We start from the raw sequence: 18584 nt of genomic DNA on the forward strand, positions 1-18584 counted from the left end.
CTAGCGTGCGGCGCGATGGCCGAGGCTTCACGGGACGGATATGCCGATGCGCTGCGTCGGGAGATCCTGCGCAGCGAGCAGCAGCGCATGCGGGTGTTGGCGATCATGCTGGGGGTGCTGCTCGCCACCACGATGATCTTTGCAAATTTCTTTCCGTCGCTGACCGGCCGCCTCTTTCGCGACGGCATCGAATGGTGGATGCCACTGGCGGCGATCGGTCCCTTCTTCGCATATGAACTCGTCGCGTTGGCCCTGCTGCGGCATCGAGCGGCGGCCGGTCGCGATTTCCCCCGGCCGGCCCGATTTGCCAACGCCCTGGTCGAGACCAGCATGCCAGGCGTCGTCATCCTCGAACTGAGCCGGCACCTCGAGCCACAGCTCGTCTTCGCCTTCTGGCCGCCGCTGCTCTATTTCGCCTTCATCGTGCTGTCGACGCTGCGGCTCGACTTCTGGCTCTCGCTGTGGACGGGTGCGGTCGCCGCGATCCAGCAGATGTCGCTGGCGGTGTGGCTGCTGCCGGTTCATGTCGCGGCCGACCAGCCCGAACAGACCATCGTGTTCCATCTCAGCCGCAGCATCGTACTCGTGGTCACGGGGGCCGTCGCCGGGCTGGTGGCGGTGTCGCTGCGCCGGCAGTTCGACGATTCGGTCGCCGCGGCGGCGTCGCGCGACCGGGTCACCAACCTATTCGGCCAGCACGTCTCGCCGGCCGTGGTGGAGCGCCTGATTGCCGCCAAGACCGATCCGCCGAGCGAGTTGCGGACGGTCTGCGTGCTATTTCTCGACATTCGCGGCTTCACCGCCACGACGCGGGCGAAGCCGCCGGACGAGACGGTGGCGCTGCTCAACGATTTCTTCGCCGAGATGGTGGCGATCGTCGATCGCCACAATGGCATCGTGAACAAGTTCCTCGGCGACGGCTTTCTTGCCTTGTTCGGCGCGCCGCTGCCTGACGACCGCGCCGCCGCCAATGCGCTCGCCGCTGCGCGCGCCATGCTCGATGCGGTCGATGCCTGGAACGGGGTGCGACCGCGGCAGGCGCTGCGCGTGGGTATCGGCGTTCATGTCGGCGAGGCCGTCACCGGCACGGTCGGCTCACCGCAACGCAAGGAATACACGGTCATCGGCGATACGGTGAATCTGGCGGCCCGGCTCGAGCAGCTCACCAAGGAGATTGGCGCACGGCTGCTGGTCTCGCAGCAGGTGATCGAGGCGGTGCCCGTCGAGGGCGCGACCGACCTCGGGGCGCTGACGATCCGCGGCTATGATGAGGCTGTGCGGATCTGGAAGCTGGCCTGATGCGGCGCTTCGTCTACGATGACCCGGACCGGTCAGGCGTAGACGCGCACCACGAGCCAGAGCAGCAGAACGAACGACGCCGTCACACCGACGAGCTTCAGGACCGTCGCGACACCGGCGAGGCGGACCACGACGGCCGATGGGCGGGAGGCGAGCTGGACGAGGTTTTCGAACCAGTCCGCAGCCATTGCCAGGATGACCGGCAGCAGTAGAAGGGAGAGGCCGAACGGCATGCCGATCTTCCACCACGCCACCAGCAATCCGGCCGCCAAGGCCCCGCCGTAGATCGGCGGAAAGGCGAGATCGAGCAGCAGCAGGCGCCGCGCGGCCTTCGTCAGGTCGGGGCGGCCCGCCCCGCCCTCGAGCGCATGTCGATGCCGCGACAGCACCTCCGGTCCGTACAGCCCGAGCAGAAGGCGACGCAGGTGCGGCGAGCGACCGGCAATGGCGTGGTGTTCCGGCCGGCCGGCCAGGTAAAGCAGGCCGGCACACAATGTCGCCAGCGGCCCCCCGAAGATCAGCAGGGCTTCCAAGATCGGAACGAGGCGGGCGATGGCGATTAGGCCGGGACCTTCGCCTTGACCTTGGCCTGCCGGCGACGTTCGCCCGGCCGGACGTCGCTGCGATCGATCTCGGGGACGTCGGCCTCGTTCCAGAAATTGAGCTCGATCATCACGCCGTCGGGATCGTGGATGAAGACCTGCTGCAACGGTCGAGCCGGCACCTTGCGGACCTCGAACGGTTGGCCATCCGCCTTGAGGCGGTCGATCGTGCCGCGAATGTCGGCGCAGTTGATGGCGACGTGGTCGATGGCGCCGCTGCCGTGGTCCTTGCGGCCCGTCTCCGAAACGAGATGCAGGATGGCCTTGTCGCCGGCATAGAGCCAGGCACCGGGGAAATTGAACGGCGGCCGGTCGCCGTCCCTCAGGCCGACATAGCGCTCATAGAAGCGCACCGTGGCTCCGAGGTCCTTGCAGTAGACATTCCAATGGTCGAGCGAGAGTGCGGGCATGGAGCTTCTCCTCTGCAGGCCGCCGAGCCTACACCCGAACGGTCACGCCATGGCAGCACTAATCTCCGCGATCTCCTGGGGGCGGCCGAGAACGGCATTGAAGACCGTCGGCGGCACGGCGACGCGGGAATCGCGATAGGCCTCGCCCAGCCCCTCGAAATGTCGGTCGGGCTCGCCACTCAGGACGGCCAGCCGATCGAACAGCTCGAGGTCGACGTCCGAATCGCCGCGCGGCATCGCCCCCCAGACGTCCCACGGCAACATTTCGTGGTTGTTGAGCGCGGCGATGTCGCGGATCACGTTGCCTGCGACGAACCAGAGGCCATACATGTCGAGGATCCCGAACTGTCGGGGATCCGCCTTGCCATCGCGGCAGCGCCGCCAGGCTTCGCCAGCGACCACGAACAGTTGGCGTGGCACGTCGAGCGGATCGAAGGCAATGCCGAACAGCTTCTGCTGATGCCGATCGAGTTGCGCATCGACCAGAAGCCAACGCTCGCGCGCCAAGTCCCAATACTCGGTGACCCAATGGTCGAGGTACCTGCCTTTCTCGAAATAGGCGGCGAAGCCGCAGCGGGCGCGGGCGGCGACGCCTTTTCTTCGCAGCATCGCGACATGCATCAGCGTGAAATGGCGGCAGACCCCGACTTGTCTGTCTCCCGGCGCGCGGGCATCGGCCAGTGGCGCGGAATCGCGCGCGGCGATGTTCTTCAGCATGTCCTCGACCGACCGCGTATGGACCTCGGCGTGCTTCTCTTGCGACAGGGCGATGCCGTAGCTCGACGCGATGTGTTGGTGAATCACCAGCCCCTGCACGATGCGGCTCAGCGCGCCGGCGTCGCCGGGCAAGTCGTCGAACAGGGCGACTTGGCTCGACGGGTCGCTGAGGGCGGCCGGCTGGCGATAGAAGTCGGGCTTCATGCGAACAAGACTTCGAGCTTGTCGAGTGCGACGGTCCAGCCACCGCGATGATCGTCGCGCGCCGTCTCGTCGAAGAACTGTTCGTGCGTCAATGTGAGGATCGTGCCGTTGCCGTCCGCCTCGAGATCGACGGTTACCTGGGATTGCCGTTCCGGCGTGCTCTGCCAAGCCCAGGAGAAGACCAGCCTTCGGTCGGGCTCGATCTCTCGATAGAGCCCGCTCACGCTATGATGCTCGCCGCTCTCGCCCCAGAACTGCACGCGGAAGCGGCCGCCTACACGCAGGTCGGTCTCGGCGACGGGCTTGTTGACGTGGGACGTGACGCCCCACCAGCGCGTCATTTTCTCCGGCCGCGTCCACGCTTCGAAGACCTGGGACGGCGGGGCTTTGAGGCGACGCTTGAGGGTGAGGCTGGGCTCGTTCGCCATGAATCGTCTTCCTCCAGAAACGCGGCCAGACGGTCGAGTTGCTCCGACCAATATCGTTCGTATCGGGCGAGCCAGTTCATCGCTTGCTCCATCGGCGCGGGACTCAGCCGGCAGGCGACGCTGCGCCCGGTCTTGGTGCGCAGGATCAGACCGGCGTCGGACAGCACGTCGAGGTGCTTCATGATGGCGGGCAGCGACACCGGGAACGGCCGTGCGAGTTCGCTCACGGTGAGTCCGTCCTCTTCGTCGAGGCGCGCGAGCAGGGCCCGGCGCGTGGGGTCGGAGAGGGCCGCGAACGTCCGGTCGAGCGCCGGGTCTTGATAGTTAACCATAGAGTTAACAGTTACGGTGGGTTGTCGCCCCCGTCAAGGGCTTCCGGCCGCCTATCCCACGCGTCCGATCAGCGCCAGGGCTGCCGCCGGATTACGCATCTTGGCCCCCGAGATGACGTAGACGAACGCGTCGCCCCTCTTCGCCCAGGCCTTGGCCTGCCTGGCGTGCCTGTCGAGCTCCGCCGGCCGGTAACCGGCCTTGGTTTTCTCCTGCGTGCCCATCAGGCGGGCATAGGAGAAGTCGGCGGTCGGCTGGTCGATCTTGGGGAAGGCGCTGTCGTGGGCGCAGACGATGGCGACGTTGTGGCTGCGGGCGAGATCGTAGAAGCGCTCGTCCTTGAAGCTGTCGTGCCGCACCTCGAGCGCGTGGCGCAGCGGCAGCTTGCCGACCTCGCGCGGCAGCAGCTTCAGGAAGGCCTCGATGTCCTCCGGATCGAACTTCTTGGTGCCCATGAACTGCCAGTTGATCGGCCCGAGCTTGGGGCCGAGCTCGACGAGGCCCTGGGTCACGAAGCGCTGGATCGACTCGCCGGCGTCGGCGAGCTTGCGGCGGTTGGTGCAGAAGCGTGACGCCTTGAGCGCGAAGACGAAGCCATCGGGCGTCTCGGCCGCCCATTTGGCCCAGCTCGCCGGCTTGAAGCTCGAATAGTAGGTGCCGTTGATCTCGATCGAGGTGAGCTTGCGGCTGGCATACTCGAGCTCGCGCTTGTGCGCGAGGCCCTCGGGGTAGAAGACGCCGCGCCACGGCTCGAATGTCCAGCCACCCACGCCCACGAAGATCCTGCCTGCCATCGAACGCGCTCCGGAAAGGGCTCCAATTTGTCACAAGAGCCTGTGCAAGGCAGGCGCAGAATGACAGCATGATCATCGTCGACAAGGCTCTCGAGGAGCGCGAGCGCGCTGGCCGACCGATCCGGGTCGGCATGGTCGGCGCCGGGTTCATGGGCCGTGGTATCGCCCTCCAGATGGCGACCGCGGCGTGCGGCATGGTCCTGGTCGCGATCGCCAATCGGCGTGTCGAAGCCGCGGCCCATGCCTATCGGGAGGCGGGGCAGGAGACCGTCGAGCAGGCGCGATCCGCCGACGGGTTGGCCGCGGCGATCCGCACCGGCCGGTCGGCGGTCACGGAGGACTGGCGCCTGCTGTGCGAATCGCCCGACATCGACGTCATCCTCGAGGCGACCGGCTCGATCGAGCATGCCGCGCACGCGATCTGCGTCGCGATCGCCAACCGCAAACACGCGATACTGATGAATGCCGAGCTAGACGGCACCGTGGGTCCGTTGCTCCGCAAGCGCGCGGAGGCAATGGGTGTCGTCTACACCAACGTCGACGGTGACCAACCCGGCGTGACGATGAACCTCGTGCGCTTCGTGCGCGGCATCGGCGTGCGGCCGGTGCTGTGCGGCAACATCAAGGGGTTGCACGACCCCTATCGCAATCCGACCACCCAGGAGGCGTTCGCCCGGCGCTGGGGGCAGAAGGCGCACATGGTCACTTCCTTCGCTGACGGGACGAAAGTGTCATTCGAGCAGGCCGTCATCGCCAATGCCACCGGCATGGGCGTCGCCCGCCGGGGCATGCTCGGTCCGACGGCGCCGGCAGGCACGCCGATTGAAGAGGCGGCGCGGCTCCTGCAGGCCGAGCGCTTCATCGACGGGCCGGGCATCGTCGACTATGTCGTCGGTGCCGCGCCTGGGCCGGGCGTGTTCGTGCTGGGCACGATAGGACACGCGCGACAGCGTCACTACCTCGATCTCTACAAGCTGGGCGCCGGGCCGCTCTACTGCTTCCACACGCCCTATCACCTGTGCCATTTCGAAGTGCCGAACACGATCGCACGCGCCGTTCTGTTCGGGGACGCCACGATCGCACCGCTCGGTGCGCCGACCGTCGAGGTGGTGGCGACGGCAAAGGCCGACCTCGCGCAAGGCGCGGTGCTCGACGATCTCGGTCACTACATGACTTACGGCCAGTGTGAGAACGCGTCCGTGGCGCGTCGCGAGCGCCTGTTGCCGATGGGGATCGCGCCGGGCTGCAGGTTGCGCCGCAACATCGCCCGGGACGAAGTGCTGCGCTACACCGATGTCGAGCTGCCGGCCGGGCGGCTGATCGACCGGCTGCGGACCGAACAGGACGGCGTCTTCGGCGCATCCTTCGCCAGCGCTGCGTAGGCCGGCGGGCGCACATTTCCGCACGGGCGATCACAGTTTGATCACCTTCGCGCGGCGCCAGTCGAACCAGAATTGGGCGCGTTGGTCGCCGATGTGGGAGGCGGCCCGGATTTCCTGAGGTCGGCTATGGGTGCAATTCTCCGCGTCGGAGACATCGACGGCAACGGATACGCGCTTGCCGACGGATCTGCGATGGCGACCGAGAGGCCGTCGACGTCGTCGCTCGCTGCGCCGCCGACGATCGCGCCGTTGCCCGAAGGGGACGGGCGCCCTTTCTGGTCGGTCATGATCCCGGTCTACAACGCACCCGAGGCCTACCTGCGGGAAACGCTGCGGAGCGTGCTCGGCCAGGCGCCCGATGTCGGCCAGATGCAGATCGAAGTCGTCGACAATTGTTCCACCGAGGGAGATCCCGAGGCGGTAGTGCGCGAGGTCGGTGGCGATCGCGTGCGCTTCCATCGCCAGCCCGAGAATCTCGGCATGGTCGAGAACTTCAACAGCTGCATTCGGCGAGCCACCGGCCGCTGGGTCCATATCCTCCATGGCGACGACGCCGTGCGGCCCGGCTTCTATGCTGGACTGCGCGTCGGCATCGAGGTCAACCCCGAGGTCGGTGCCGCCGCATGCCGGATCATATACATCGACGAGGATGGTCACTGGACGGGCCTCTCGGAGCTCGAGGCGCGCACCCGCGGCGTGCTCGATGGCGCGTTCGCGACGCGCCAGCTGATCGATCAGCGGCTGCAATTCGCCGGCATCGTCGTGCGCCGGTCGGTCTACGAGCGGGTCGGCGGATTCCTGTCGCTGTTCGTCCATTGCCTCGACTGGGATATGTGGAAGCGCGTCGCCCTGTGCACGCCGATCTACTACGAGCCAGAGCCACTCGCTTGCTACCGGATGCATTCCGGCGCCGACAGCAGCCGGCTGTATCGGACCGGAGCCAACGTGGTCGACGAAAGGCGCTCGATCGACGTCACATGTTCGGCTTTCCCGTCGGCCGAGGCCAAGCGACTGCGTCGTGCCGCCAGGAAGGCTGCCGGCATGCGCGCCGCCCGCCGGGCGCGCGCGCTCTGGAAGATCGGTCATCGTCTGGCCGCCTGGCGCCAAGCCGCCGAGGCGTTGCGCTGCAGCTTCGCCCCCGCGGTGGTGGCCAGGACGGTGTACTTCGTCGTGCGCACCATCGTCCGCTAGCGAGCCGATGAGTCGCGCCGGCCGGGCACGCCTCAAGTCGGGCGGCGCAACAATCCGAGGGCGGTCGTGACGATGCGACGCTCGAACAGCACCAGAGAGCCGAGCAGGGCGATCCCCCCGAGCGCAAGGTGCAGCCACCAGTAGCGGGCGCCGCCATGCGCAAAGGCCGCGATCGTCAAGGCGACGGCCGCACTGCATAGTAACGGCACGATCAGCGGCTGCACCACCGACGGTCCACCGGTCGTCGCCCGGCGGCGCGCGCCGACGATCAGCACCAGTACCAGCCCTTCCGCGGCCAGGATGCCCACCACCGCGCCCCAACCGCCGTGGGAGGGGATCAGGGCGAGGCCGAGGACGAGATTCAGGATCGCCGCCGCCACCGTTATCTTGAAGTGGAGCTTCTGCTGGCCCCAGGCAAGGAGGGGCGTGCCAAGGCCGATGTTGACGAACACCATGCCGATGGCAAGGCAGAGCCATTCGAAGTAGGGGCCGCTAGCGGCGAACTGCGTGCCGAACAGCAGGTCGTTGACGTGACGGCCGCAGGCCCAACCGAGGGCGGCGATCGGCAGGCCCATCCAGGCCATCAATGTGGTGAACTCGGCGGCGACCCGGCGGGCCTGGTGTGGATCGTCGCGAATCCGGGCCAGCACGGGGAAATAGGCGCTCAGCATGGCGCCGCTGATCACGGTCGACATGAACATCAGGCGATAGGCCGTGGTGTAGTAGCCGACCTCGTCGTCGCCGTGCGTGAAGCCGAGCACCAGTGCGCCGCTGTTGTAGATCAGCAGCACGGCGGCCTGCGACAGGGCGATCGGCCAGGCCTGGGCAAGCAGGTCGCGGCCGCCCGTCAGCGTCGGCCTGATGTCCGACGGGCGCAGCAGGTCGTGGCGGGCCAGATGCCGGAAGCCGTAGGCGACCAGCGCCAGCGAGAACGGCAAGGTGTAGAGCACGAAGATGTGCACGTCCTCCGGGCGCTGCACGAGCGCGACCAGCGCGGGGATCTGGAGCAGACCGAGGGCGAGCGAGGCGACCGACGGCGCGACCATGCGCTGGTGCGCCTGCAGGACCCAGGCGACGCTGGCCGCGCCGACGACCAGGCTCAGGCCCTGCAGCAGCAGGAGCGCGCTGGCGTCTGCGCCGCGCGGCTTCAGCAGGGCAATCAGGACGAGAGCGAGGTAGGCGGCGATCGCGAAGACGAACTGCAGGCTGAGGACGAGCGAGGCGATCGCCGCCGTCTTCGTCCGGTCGGCCGCGATGTCGCGCTGGCCGATGACCTGCAGGCCGGGCGAGGCGAGCAAGCCGACGAGCGCCAGCAGCGAGAGGTTCCAGTTCACCTGGCCGATCGCCTCGGGACCGAGCACGCGGCGGCTGTAGGCGGCGGTGAAGATGCCGATGACGACGGTCAGTCCGCTGCCGAGGGCGATGGCCAGGAAGTTCGCCGCGACGGTGCGGCGCCGATAGGCGGCGTCGAGAGGCATCACGCTATTTGTCGTGTGCCGCCACGTCCGGACAAGGTGCGTTCGCAAGCGCCACAACTTGATCACTCGGTTGCAGGGGCAGCGTCGGAGACAATGGCGCCATGAAGGTCGTCATCCTGGCAGGTGGCTACGGCACTCGCATCAGCGAGGAAAGCGCCACGCGACCCAAGCCGCTGGTCGAGATCGGTGCACAGCCGATCCTCTGGCACATCATGAAGATCTATTCGGTCCACGGGCTGAACGACTTCGTGATCTGCTGCGGCTACAAGGGTCATCTCATCAAGCAGTACTTTCGCGACTATGCGCTGGCGCGGTCCGACGTCACGTTCGACCTGCACGCCCACTCGGTGAAGACGCATCGCAACGGGGTCGAGCCGTGGAAGGTCACGCTGGTCGACACGGGCGAGCGGACCATGACGGGCGGCCGCATCAAGCGGGTGCGCGCCTATCTCGGCGACGAGCCCTTTTGCCTCACCTACGGCGACGGCGTGGCGGACATCGACGTCCGCGAGCTGATCGACTTCCACGACCGCTGCGGCGCCCTAGTTACCGTCTCCGCGGTGCGTCAGCCGGGCCGCTTCGGCGCGCTGAACCTGCAGCCCGGCGGCGACCGGGTCGTGGGATTCCGCGAGAAGGCCAACGAGGATGGCGGCTACATCAACGGCGGCTTCTTCGTCGTGTCGCCCGCCGCCATCGACTATATCGACGGCGACGACACGGTGTGGGAGCGCGAGCCGCTCGAGCGGCTCGCGATGGAGGGCCGGCTGGCCGCCTATCGCCACCCCGGGTTCTGGCAGAACATGGACACCCTGCGCGACCGCAGTGTTCTCGAAAGCCACTGGGAGAGCGGAACCGCCAAATGGAAACTCTGGTAGCGGACCAGGCGGCTTGCGCCGCCGTGTCAGTCGCCACCAGGCCCGTGCCCACACGGGTGCTGGTCACCGGCGCGGACGGCTTCATCGGCTCGGTCATGACGCCCCGTCTACTTGCCGAAGGCTTCGACGTGGTCGGGCTCGACACTGGATACTATCGCGCTGGACAGCTGTACCACGACGGCAAGGATCGGCCGGCGACGCTGACCCGTGACGTGCGTCGCCTGGCGCCTGCTGACCTCGAAGGCTTCGATGCCGTGGTGCACCTCGCCGAGCTGTCGAACGATCCGCTGTGCCAGCACGATCCGAAGAAGACCTACGAGATCAACCATCTCGGTTCGGTGGCGTTGGCCTGGGCGGCCAGGGAGGCCGGTGTGGCGCGCTTCGTCTACGCTTCGTCGTGCAGCATCTACGGCGCCGCCGGCGACGGCACCAAGACCGAAGAATCGGCGCCCGACCCGCAAACCGCCTACGCAGACTGCAAGAGGCTGGTCGAGCGCGACGTAAGAGCGCTAGCCGACGACTCGTTCAGCCCGACGTTCCTGCGCAACGCGACCGCATTCGGTGCCTCGCCACGCATCCGCTTCGACATCGTGCTCAACAACCTCGCCGGGCTCGCCTGGACGACGGGGCGCATCACCATGACCAGCGACGGCAGCCCGTGGCGGCCGCTGGTCCATGTCGACGACATCTGCGGCGCGGTGATCGCCACCCTGAGGGCGCCGCGCGAGGTGGTCGCCAACCAGGTCTTCAATGTCGGCGACGACCACAACAACTACCGGGTGCGCGAGATTGCGGCGGCGATCGGCGAAGCCTTTCCCAACTGCCGGATCGAGTTCGGCTCGAACGCGGGTGACAATCGCAGCTACCGCGTGTCCTTCGAGAAGATCCACCGGCTGCTGCCGGAGTTCCGTTGCCGCTGGGACGCGCGCAGCGGGGCCCGCCAGATGCGGGGGCTGTTCGAGCACATCGCCATGAGCGACCGCGACTTCAACGCGCCGCCCTTCACGCGCCTGCGCCAGCTCCAGCATCTGCTCGACACGCGTCAGATCGATGCCGACTTCTATTGGCGGCCCAATGCTTTTTCGTGAAACGCCCCTGAAGGGAGCCTTCGTCGTCGAGACGCAACCGCATGTCGACGCCCGCGGCCAGTTTGCCCGGGTTTGGTGCCGCGAGGCGTTCGCGCGCCAGGGCATAGAGATCGACATGGTGCAGGGCAACGCTTCGATGAATCCGGCGCGCGGCACGTTGCGCGGCCTGCACTATCAGCTCGCGCCGCACGGCGAAGCCAAGCTCGTCCGCTGCGTGCGCGGCGCGATCTACGACGTGATCGTCGACATCGATCCGGCGTCACCGAGCCATCGTCGCTGGTTCGGCATCAAGCTGACGCCGGCGTCGCGGACCATGCTCTACGTGCCGACCACTTGTGCGCACGGCTTCCAGACCCTGGCGGACGACACCGAGGTGCATTACCTCGTTTCGGCGCCTTATGCGCCGGCCGCCGCGCGAGGCCTGCGCCATGACGACCCGGCGCTCGCCATCGCCTGGCCGCTGCCGGTCGGCCCGATCTCCGAAGCCGACCGGAAATGGCCGCTGCTGGAACAGCTCCCGGCCGTGGCGTAACAGCGCCGCCATCTCAGTTGAGCAGGCCGAGGCTGCGGAAGCTGGCATGGCCCTTGCGGCCGATCACCAAATGGTCGTGGATCGAGATGCCGAGCGCCTCGGCGGCGGCCCGGATCTCCCGGGTCATCTCGATGTCGTCGCGCGACGGCTTGGGGTCACCGCTGGGGTGGTTGTGAACGAGGATCAATGCCGCGGCACCGAGTTGGAGGGCGCGTTTGACCACCTCGCGCGGATAGACCGGTGTGTGGTCGATGGTGCCGCGCTGCTGCACCTCGTCGGCGATCAGCACGTTCTTGCGGTCGAGGAAGAGGATGCGGAACTGCTCGGTCTTCTCGTGCGCCAAGGCGGCATGGCAATAGTCCAGGAGTTGCTGCCAGTTGGTCAGCACCGGCATGTCCTTGACCTTGCGCTCGGCAAGTCGCCGGCCGCTCTCGCGTAGCGCGCGAAACAGGACCACGGTGCGCTGGTCGATGTCGAATTCCTTCAACTGCGCTGTTTCGGCGGCGAAGACGTCGCCCAATGTGCCGAACCGCTCCAGAAGCTTCTTCGCCAGCGGCTTGGTGTCGACGCGCTCGATCGAATAGAAGAGCAGCAACTCGAGCAATTCGTAGTCGGCGAGCGTTTCGATGCCGCTCTTCAGCACGCGCTCGCGCACGCGGGCGCGATGGCCGTGATAGTGGGGCTTCTCGGCGGCCGGTGCACCGCTGTTGTGGCCGCTCGGTGCCGGCTGCGCGGCCAGTGCGGCGGCAAGACGCGCCGTCGGATCCTCGCCCGCGAATTCCCAGCATTGGTCGAGCTTGTTCCAGCTGCCGCCTGATTCGCGCAGCAGCGCGCGGTGGGGAAGGGTGTTGCCGGTCACGCGCCAGAGATCGTCGGCCGCCTGCAGGCGTAGTCCGGCGGCGAGGAGCGTCAGCAGCGCCTCGTCGTCTTCCTTTGCGGTCTTGGCGGGTCGGGTTCGGCTCATGCTTCCGCAGTATGGCGCCGCCCGCGACTTTTGTCGCCGCGGGCGCGGGGGCGCTGATATGGTCGGCCGATGATCGACTTCGACCAGATCGACGCGGCGTGCGCCGACTTCGCAGGGCAACTCGAGATTCCCGGCATCGTCGCCGGGATCGTCGAGCAGGGGCGGCTCGCACATGTGGCGACGGTAGGCAGGGCCGACATCGAGGCCGGCCGGCCGGTGGGTCGGGAGACCGCCTTCCGCATCGCCTCGATGACCAAGAACATGACGGCGCTTGCCATCCTGGCGCTGCGCGACCGTGGCGAGCTCGCCCTCGACGCGGCGGTCGCCGACTACATTCCGCAGTTCGCTGCCGTGCGCCCGCCGACGCGCGACAGCCGGCCGGTCAGCGTCCGTGATCTCCTGTGCCACGTCGCCGGCTTCGTCACCGACGACCCGTGGGGCGACCGGGTGCTTGGCATGCCGCCCGCCGAGCTCGACGCGCTGATCGCGCGGGGAACCCTGTTCGCGCGGCCGCCGGGCCTTGCCTTTGAATACAGCAACCTCGGTTACGCGCTGCTCGGCCGCGTGCTGACCAACGTAAGCGGCGAGCCGTACCAGGCCTTCGTCCGCCGCACCTTCCTTGAGCCGCTCGGCATGCCGCGCACGACCTTTGATGCGATCGAGGCGGCACGCGGCGACTATGCCTGGGGCTATCGGCTGGACGACGGAGTCTGGTCGCGCGAGCGGGTCGAACCCGACGGCGAGGTCGGAGCGATGGGCGGGCTGGCGACGACGGCGCCTGACTATGCGCGCTGGGTTGCCTTCCTGCTGAGCGCATGGCCGGCGCGCGACGATCCCGAGTCCGGTCCCGTGCGCCGCTCGAGCGTGCGCGAGATGGCGCTGTTCCACGCGCCGCCGTTCCCGAACGAGCCCGTCGACGGCAAGGTCATGCCGCCGAGCGCGTACGGTTACGGATTGATGAGCACGGCCGATATAGAACTGGGACGACGGATCCATCACTCCGGTGGCCTGCCGGGCTACGGCTCGCACGTGCTGATGATGCCCGAGGTCGGCATCGGCATTTTCGCCTTCGGCAACCGCACCTACGCGCCGATGTCGCGCCTGACCCTGCGGCTCGCCGAAATCGCCCATGCGGCCCGGCCGCGACCGGCGCCGACCGGGGCGTCGCGCTGGCTGGCGCGCGCGATCGATGCCGTCGCCGCGGCCTATGAATCCGGTCGCATCGAGAAGGCCGGGCCGGTACTCGCCGTGAACTTCCTGCTCGACATGCCCGCCCGGCTGCGCGACCGCGAGCTTGCCGATCTGAAGAAGCGGCTGGGCGAGGGGCGGTTGGAGGCGGTCGAGCCCATCCATGCGCTGGCCGGCCGGTTCACCCTGGCGTGCGAACGCGGCCGGCTGCGCGGGACGATCACGCTGTCGCCGGATGCCGAGCCCGGCATCCAGAAGCTGGTTCTTGCGGCGGAGGAAAAGGGCTGAGTGATCAGGCCGTGGCGGCCTGGCGTGCCGGTTCGGGCGGCGGCGCGGCGAGATCGTAGGGCGGCTTGTGCAGGCTCTTTGGCGAGACGGTGAAGAACTCGACGCCGGTCTCGGTGATACCGACGGAGTGCTCGAACTGCGCGGAGAGCTGCTTGTCGCGCGTCACCGCCGTCCAGCCGTCACTCAGGATCTTCACCTGCCAGGTGCCGACATTCACCATCGGCTCCACGGTGAAGAACATGCCGGGCTTCAGCACCGGACCCGTGCCGGGCTTGCCGTAGTGCAGGATGTTGGGCGCGTCATGGAAAATTCGGCCGAGCCCGTGGCCGGAGAAGTCGCGCACGACCGAGAAGCGTTGGCTTTCGACGTAGGTCTGGATGGCGTGACCGATGTCGCCGACATGGCCGCCGGGCCGGGCCGCGGCAATGCCGCGCATCATCGCCTCGTAGGTCACGTCGCACAGGCGCCGCGCCTTCACGCCGACGTCACCCACGAAGAACATGCGCGAGGTGTCGCCGTACCAGCCATCGAGGATGACGGTGACGTCGATATTGACGATGTCGCCGTTCTGCAGGCGCTTATCGCCCGGAATGCCGTGGCACACGACGTGGTTGATCGAGGTGCAGATCGACTTCGGGTAGCCGCGATAGCCGAGCGGGGCGGGGACGGCCTTGTGATCCAAAATGTGGTCGTGACAGAGCTTGTCGAGTTCGCCGGTGGTCACGCCCGGCTGGACGTAGGGCATGATGAAATCGAGCGTCTCGGCGGCCAGCCGACCGGCCCGGCGCATGCCCTCGAACCCTTCCTGGCCATGGAGCTTGATGGTGCGCTCGTCGCGGCGCCAATAGTCGACGCTGTCGTCCTGAAGGTCGCGGGGGCTGCTCATGGCGTCTTATTTGGCATCAGATGCCCGCCCTCACAAGGCCGTGCTAGGCTATTGAAATGTCCCAGACATCCAAGATCGTGACCGCCTGCATCGTGGTCATCGGCAACGAGATCCTGAGCGGCCGGACCAAGGACGCCAACATCGCGTATCTCGCGGGAGAGCTGGGCAAGCTCGGCGTCCGCGTCATGGAATGCCGGGTCATCCCGGACGTCGAGGCAACGATCGTCGCCACCATCAACGAGGTGCGGCGCAAGTTCGATTACGTCTTCACCACGGGCGGCATCGGTCCGACCCACGACGACATCACCGCCGACTGCATCGCCAAGGCCTTCGGCGTCGGCATCTCCGAGCATCCCGAGGCGGTCGAGCGCATGACCCGGCACTATGGCGATCCCGCGCTCTTTACCCCGGCACGGCGGCGCATGGCGCGCGTGCCTCACGGAGGGACGCTGGTCGACAACCCGATCTCGGTGGCGCCCGGTTTCCAGATGGAGAACGTCTTCACCTTTGCCGGCATCCCGACGGTCGCCCAGGGCATGTTCCAGTCGATGAAGCATCGTCTCGCGGGCGGCGATCCGGTCCTGTCGCGCACCGTGCGCACCAACCTGCCCGAGGGCATCATCGCCGAGCCGCTGGGCGGGCTGCAGCAGCGCTACAAGGACATCGATATCGGCTCCTATCCCGCCTTTCGCAACGGCAAGCCGTCGGTCTCGCTGGTGCTGCGCGGCACGAACGATGCACGGCTGAAGGAGGCCTCGGCGGAGCTGATCGTCGCCATCCGCGACATGAACGGCGAGGCGGAGGAGTTCGTGCAGTAGGATCGGCTATGGCGCTTCAGGTCCGCGACTGGGCAGCGCTCCTCGTCCTTTCCGCCGGCCTGGGTGCCCTGCTGCTGTGGCTGCAGGCGCCGGCGTCGCTGCTGCTCGGGCCGTTGCTGGCCGCCATCGTCGTCACCGTGGGCGGCGCCAAGGTCCGCCTGCCCCTCAGCCCCTTCGTCGTGGCGCAGGGGGTGGTCGGCTGCATGATCGCCAAGGCGGTGCCGCTGTCGATCGCCGGCGACATCCTCGGCCACTGGTTCCTGTTCACGATCGGCGTGCTGTCGGTCGTCGCGGTCAGCACGCTGCTGGGCTGGGGCATGACCCGGCTGCGCGTCCTGCCCGGGACGACCGCGCTGTGGGGCACCAGCCCGGGCGCGGCCTCGGTGATGACTATCATGTCGGAGGATTACGGCGCCGACATGCGGCTGGTCGCCTTCATGCAGTACCTGCGGGTCGTGATGGTGGCCGGTGTCGCGGCCCTCGTGGCCCGGCTGTTCGACGCCGGGCCCGTCCCGGCAACCGAGGCCATCGTCTGGTTCCCGCCGGTCGATTGGCCGGCCCTCGCCGGCACGCTCGCCCTCTGCACGGTCGGGCCGTTCGTGGCGAGCCGGCTGCGTCTCCCGGCGGGCGCCATGCTGGTGCCCATGGTGGGGGCGGTGCTGCTCGGGCATTTCGGTCCGTTCCGGATCGAGCTGCCGCCGTGGCTGCTGGCGGCCAGCTTCGCCGTGGTGGGCTGGAACGTCGGCCTGCGCTTCACGCGTCCGTTGCTGCTCCATGCGATTCGCGCGCTGCCTGCCATCCTGGCCGGTATCGCCGTCATGATCGCGCTGTGCGCCGGCGTGGCCGCCCTGCTGGTGGTCGTCGCCGACGTCGATCCCCTGACCGCCTACCTCGCCACCAGCCCCGGCGGCGTCGATGCTGTCGCCATCATCGCCTCCTCGACCGATGTCGACGTTTCCTTCGTAATGGCAATGCAGACTGTCCGGCTGATCGCCGTCCTCTTTCTCGCACCCGCCCTCACGAGATTTGTCGCGCAACGAACGCGGCTATAGGCTGGCCCGATGAACATCCACGACATGAGCGCGGGCCAGCTGCTCGCCGCCTACAAGGGCAAGAAGCTCTCACCGGTCGAGGCGATCGACGCCGTCGTCGGGCATATCGACTCCTGGGAGCCGAGGCTGAAGGCGCTCTACGCGCCCGACTTCGGAGGCGCGCGCAGGGCCGCCGCCGAATCGGCGAAGCGCTGGCGCGCCGGCGCGCCGATGGGCCCGCTCGACGGCGTGCCGATTACCATCAAGGAGAACATCGCGACCCGGGGGGTGCCGGTGCCGCTCGGCACGGCGGCGACGGTGCTGACGCCGGCGGCCGACGACGCGCCCGCCTCGGCGCGGGTCCGCGAGGCGGGAGCGATCATCCTCGCCAAGACGACCATGCCCGACTGGGGCATGCTGTCGTCGGGGCGCAGCTCCTTTCATTCGCTGACGCGCAATCCCTGGAACCTCGCCTGGAACCCCGGCGGCTCGAGCGCGGGGGCGGGGGCCGCCGCGGCGGCCGGCTACGGCCCCCTGCATCTCGGCACCGACATCGGCGGCTCGGTGCGACTGCCGGCCTGCTGGAACGGCGTCTTCGGCCTCAAGCCGAGCCTCGGCCGGGTGCCCGTCGACCCGCCGTACTTCGGTCGCGCCATCGGGCCGCTCACCCGCACCGTTGCCGATGCCTGCCTGCTGATGAGCGTGGTGAGCCAGCCCGACCAGCGCGACCACATGGGCCTGCCGCCGCAGGATATCGACTGGAGCGCGGGACCGCTCGAGCCCAGGGGGCTGCGCATCGGCCTGCATCTCGATGCCGGCTGTGGCATGCCGGTCGAGCCGGAGACCAGGTCGGCGATCGAGGCCGCGGCGAAACTCTTCGCCGACGCCGGCGCCAGGGTCGAGCCGCTCGCGCCCTTCATGACGCGCGAGATGCTGGCGCTGCAGGACCTCTTCTGGCGCGCGAGGAGCTGGAACGACTTCGCGGCGCTCAGCCACGAGCAACAGGCCAGGGTGCTGCCCTTCATCGCCGACTGGTGTCGCGGCGGCGCTGACAAGTCGGGCCGCGTCGTCATCCGCGCCGTGAACAACTACATGGCCATCCGCGCGGCGTCGGCGAAGGCGACGCAGCCCTTCGACTTCGTGCTGTCGCCGACGTCTCCGGTGCCGACTTTCCCGGCCGAATGGGAGATGCCGTCGAACGACGTCGATCGCGCGATGGACCATATCGGCTTCACCCTGCCCTACAACATGAGCGAGCAGCCGGCGGCTTCGATCAATTGCGGTTACACAACGGAGGGCAAGCCGATCGGCCTGCAGATCGCCGGCCGCCGCTTCGACGATCTCGGCGTCATGCGCCTCTCGCGCTGGTTCGAGACCGCGCGGGCCCCGCAGAAGAAGTGGCCGGATCCGCCGAAGTGACGAGGCCGCTCGGCATCCTGATGCTCGATACGCGCTTCCCGCGCATCGAGGGCGATGTCGGCAATCCCCTTTCATTCGACGTTCCGGTGATCTACCGCACGATGCGGGGCATCGGCCCGGCCGACGCGGTGGCGGCGCATCCCGACCGGCCGCGCGTGCTGGCGGCGCTGCAGGCCAACGCCGAGGCGCTGGCGGCGGCGGGCGCGGCCGGGATCGGCTCGAGCTGCGGCTTTCTCGCGCTCTACCAGAAGGAGCTCGCGGCGCTCGCGCCCGTTCCGGTGGCGACGTCCGCCTTGCTCTGGATCGCCCGCCTGAAGGGGAGCCGCGTCGGCGTGATCACCGCGTCGGCCGCGAACCTGACGCCGGCCCACTTCGCGGCCGTCGACGCCCCCGCCGATACGCCGGTCGTCGGCCTGCCGTCGGACGGCGCGTTTGCCGCCACCTTCCTGCGCAATGGCGAGACGCTCGACCGCGCCGCCGTCGAGCGCGAGACGGTCGAGGCGGGGCGGGCCTTGCTGGCGCGCCATCCCGGGATCGAGGCGATCGTGCTGGAGTGCACCAACCTGCCGCCGTATCGGCCGGCGCTGGAGGCGGCGCTCGGGACAAAGGTGTATGACGTGCTCGACCTTCTGCGTGACCTGCACCGGGGAGCGGCCTGAC

Annotated in this window: 20 protein-coding genes; 11 read left to right on the forward strand and 9 right to left on the reverse strand. The window is 68.1% G+C overall.

Annotated elements, in window-relative coordinates; all coding sequences use genetic code 11:
• Positions 1 to 15 precede the first annotated feature (15 nt).
• A complete protein-coding gene (locus tag KIT25_04240) occupies positions 16 to 1299 on the forward strand; it encodes an adenylate/guanylate cyclase domain-containing protein (GenBank protein UYN96165.1) in 1284 nt (427 codons plus the stop codon).
• A gap of 32 nt (positions 1300 to 1331) precedes the next feature.
• Here the strand turns inward: KIT25_04240 and KIT25_04245 are convergent, their stop codons facing one another.
• From KIT25_04245 to KIT25_04270, 6 genes are read right to left on the reverse strand one after another with little or no spacing between them, the layout of a single operon-like run.
• A complete protein-coding gene (locus KIT25_04245; GenBank protein UYN96166.1) occupies positions 1332 to 1832 on the reverse strand; it encodes a hypothetical protein in 501 nt (166 codons plus the stop codon).
• A 26-nt stretch (positions 1833 to 1858) separates the two neighbouring features.
• Positions 1859 to 2311, reverse strand: coding sequence for a VOC family protein (locus tag KIT25_04250; protein UYN96167.1), 453 nt, complete (start codon positions 2309 to 2311; stop codon positions 1859 to 1861).
• A 42-nt stretch (positions 2312 to 2353) separates the two neighbouring features.
• A complete protein-coding gene (locus KIT25_04255) occupies positions 2354 to 3232 on the reverse strand; it encodes a transglutaminase domain-containing protein (GenBank protein ID UYN96168.1) in 879 nt (292 codons plus the stop codon).
• Positions 3229 to 3660, reverse strand: coding sequence for an SRPBCC domain-containing protein (locus KIT25_04260; protein UYN96169.1), 432 nt, complete (start codon positions 3658 to 3660; stop codon positions 3229 to 3231). The genes KIT25_04255 and KIT25_04260 overlap by 4 nt, the downstream gene beginning before the upstream one ends.
• Positions 3570 to 3992 carry a helix-turn-helix transcriptional regulator gene (locus KIT25_04265; GenBank protein ID UYN96170.1) on the reverse strand — a complete coding sequence of 141 codons (423 nt, stop codon included), beginning with the start codon at positions 3990 to 3992 and terminating at the stop codon, positions 3570 to 3572. The genes KIT25_04260 and KIT25_04265 overlap by 91 nt, the downstream gene beginning before the upstream one ends.
• A 51-nt stretch (positions 3993 to 4043) precedes the next feature.
• On the reverse strand, positions 4044 to 4784 hold the full coding sequence (locus KIT25_04270; protein UYN96171.1) for a DUF72 domain-containing protein: 741 nt from the start codon (positions 4782 to 4784) through the stop codon (positions 4044 to 4046).
• 68 nt (positions 4785 to 4852) lie between these two features.
• On the opposite strand from KIT25_04270, the gene KIT25_04275 reads away from it, so the two are divergent.
• Together KIT25_04275 and KIT25_04280 are read left to right on the forward strand one after the other, a co-directional pair.
• A complete protein-coding gene (locus tag KIT25_04275) occupies positions 4853 to 6166 on the forward strand; it encodes an NAD(P)-dependent oxidoreductase (GenBank protein UYN96172.1) in 1314 nt (437 codons plus the stop codon).
• Between the two features lie 192 nt (positions 6167 to 6358).
• On the forward strand, positions 6359 to 7357 hold the full coding sequence (locus KIT25_04280) for a glycosyltransferase (GenBank protein UYN96173.1): 999 nt from the start codon (positions 6359 to 6361) through the stop codon (positions 7355 to 7357).
• Between the two features lie 32 nt (positions 7358 to 7389).
• Here KIT25_04280 and KIT25_04285 read toward each other — a convergent pair whose 3' ends face one another.
• Entirely contained in the window at positions 7390 to 8835 is a 1446-nt protein-coding gene (locus KIT25_04285; protein UYN96174.1) for a flippase, read from the reverse strand.
• 101 nt (positions 8836 to 8936) lie between these two features.
• Here KIT25_04285 and rfbF point away from each other — a divergent pair, with 101 nt between their 5' ends.
• Genes rfbF through KIT25_04300 form a run of 3 tightly spaced genes read left to right on the forward strand, consistent with a single transcriptional unit; the run spans position 8937 to position 11330 of the window.
• Positions 8937 to 9710: a glucose-1-phosphate cytidylyltransferase gene (gene rfbF / locus KIT25_04290; protein UYN96175.1), complete on the forward strand. Its 774-nt coding sequence runs from the start codon at positions 8937 to 8939 to the stop codon at positions 9708 to 9710.
• The gene (locus KIT25_04295) at positions 9695 to 10798 is read left to right on the forward strand and encodes an SDR family oxidoreductase (GenBank protein ID UYN96176.1); all 1104 of its coding nucleotides are present in this window, start codon (positions 9695 to 9697) and stop codon (positions 10796 to 10798) included. Before rfbF ends, KIT25_04295 begins: the two co-directional genes overlap by 16 nt.
• Positions 10785 to 11330 (forward strand): dTDP-4-dehydrorhamnose 3,5-epimerase family protein, encoded by a 546-nt coding sequence (locus tag KIT25_04300; GenBank protein UYN96177.1) that lies wholly within the window; start codon positions 10785 to 10787, stop codon positions 11328 to 11330. Before KIT25_04295 ends, KIT25_04300 begins: the two co-directional genes overlap by 14 nt.
• Positions 11331 to 11343: 13 nt before the next feature.
• On the opposite strand, the gene radC is transcribed toward KIT25_04300, so the two are convergent.
• A complete protein-coding gene (radC, locus tag KIT25_04305) occupies positions 11344 to 12294 on the reverse strand; it encodes a DNA repair protein RadC (protein UYN96178.1) in 951 nt (316 codons plus the stop codon).
• Positions 12295 to 12363: 69 nt separating this feature from the next.
• On the opposite strand from radC, the gene KIT25_04310 reads away from it, so the two are divergent.
• Positions 12364 to 13770: a beta-lactamase family protein gene (locus tag KIT25_04310; protein UYN96179.1), complete on the forward strand. Its 1407-nt coding sequence runs from the start codon at positions 12364 to 12366 to the stop codon at positions 13768 to 13770.
• 4 nt (positions 13771 to 13774) lie between these two features.
• Here KIT25_04310 and map read toward each other — a convergent pair whose 3' ends face one another.
• Positions 13775 to 14656 carry a type I methionyl aminopeptidase gene (map, locus tag KIT25_04315; GenBank protein ID UYN96180.1) on the reverse strand — a complete coding sequence of 294 codons (882 nt, stop codon included), beginning with the start codon at positions 14654 to 14656 and terminating at the stop codon, positions 13775 to 13777.
• 56 nt (positions 14657 to 14712) lie between these two features.
• On the opposite strand from map, the gene KIT25_04320 reads away from it, so the two are divergent.
• From KIT25_04320 to KIT25_04335, 4 genes are read left to right on the forward strand one after another with little or no spacing between them, the layout of a single operon-like run.
• Positions 14713 to 15474 carry a competence/damage-inducible protein A gene (locus tag KIT25_04320; GenBank protein ID UYN96181.1) on the forward strand — a complete coding sequence of 254 codons (762 nt, stop codon included), beginning with the start codon at positions 14713 to 14715 and terminating at the stop codon, positions 15472 to 15474.
• A gap of 8 nt (positions 15475 to 15482) precedes the next feature.
• Complete coding sequence (locus tag KIT25_04325) at positions 15483 to 16526, forward strand: AbrB family transcriptional regulator (GenBank protein UYN96182.1); 1044 nt, start codon at positions 15483 to 15485, stop codon at positions 16524 to 16526.
• Positions 16527 to 16541: 15 nt separating this feature from the next.
• On the forward strand, positions 16542 to 17924 hold the full coding sequence (locus KIT25_04330; protein UYN97814.1) for an amidase: 1383 nt from the start codon (positions 16542 to 16544) through the stop codon (positions 17922 to 17924).
• Positions 17921 to 18583, forward strand: a complete 663-nt coding sequence (locus KIT25_04335) for an aspartate/glutamate racemase family protein (GenBank protein ID UYN96183.1) — start codon at positions 17921 to 17923, stop codon at positions 18581 to 18583. Before KIT25_04330 ends, KIT25_04335 begins: the two co-directional genes overlap by 4 nt.
• Position 18584 lies beyond the last annotated feature (1 nt).

The organism is Enhydrobacter sp., assembly GCA_025808875.1.
Classification (GTDB): domain Bacteria; phylum Pseudomonadota; class Alphaproteobacteria; order Reyranellales; family Reyranellaceae; genus Reyranella.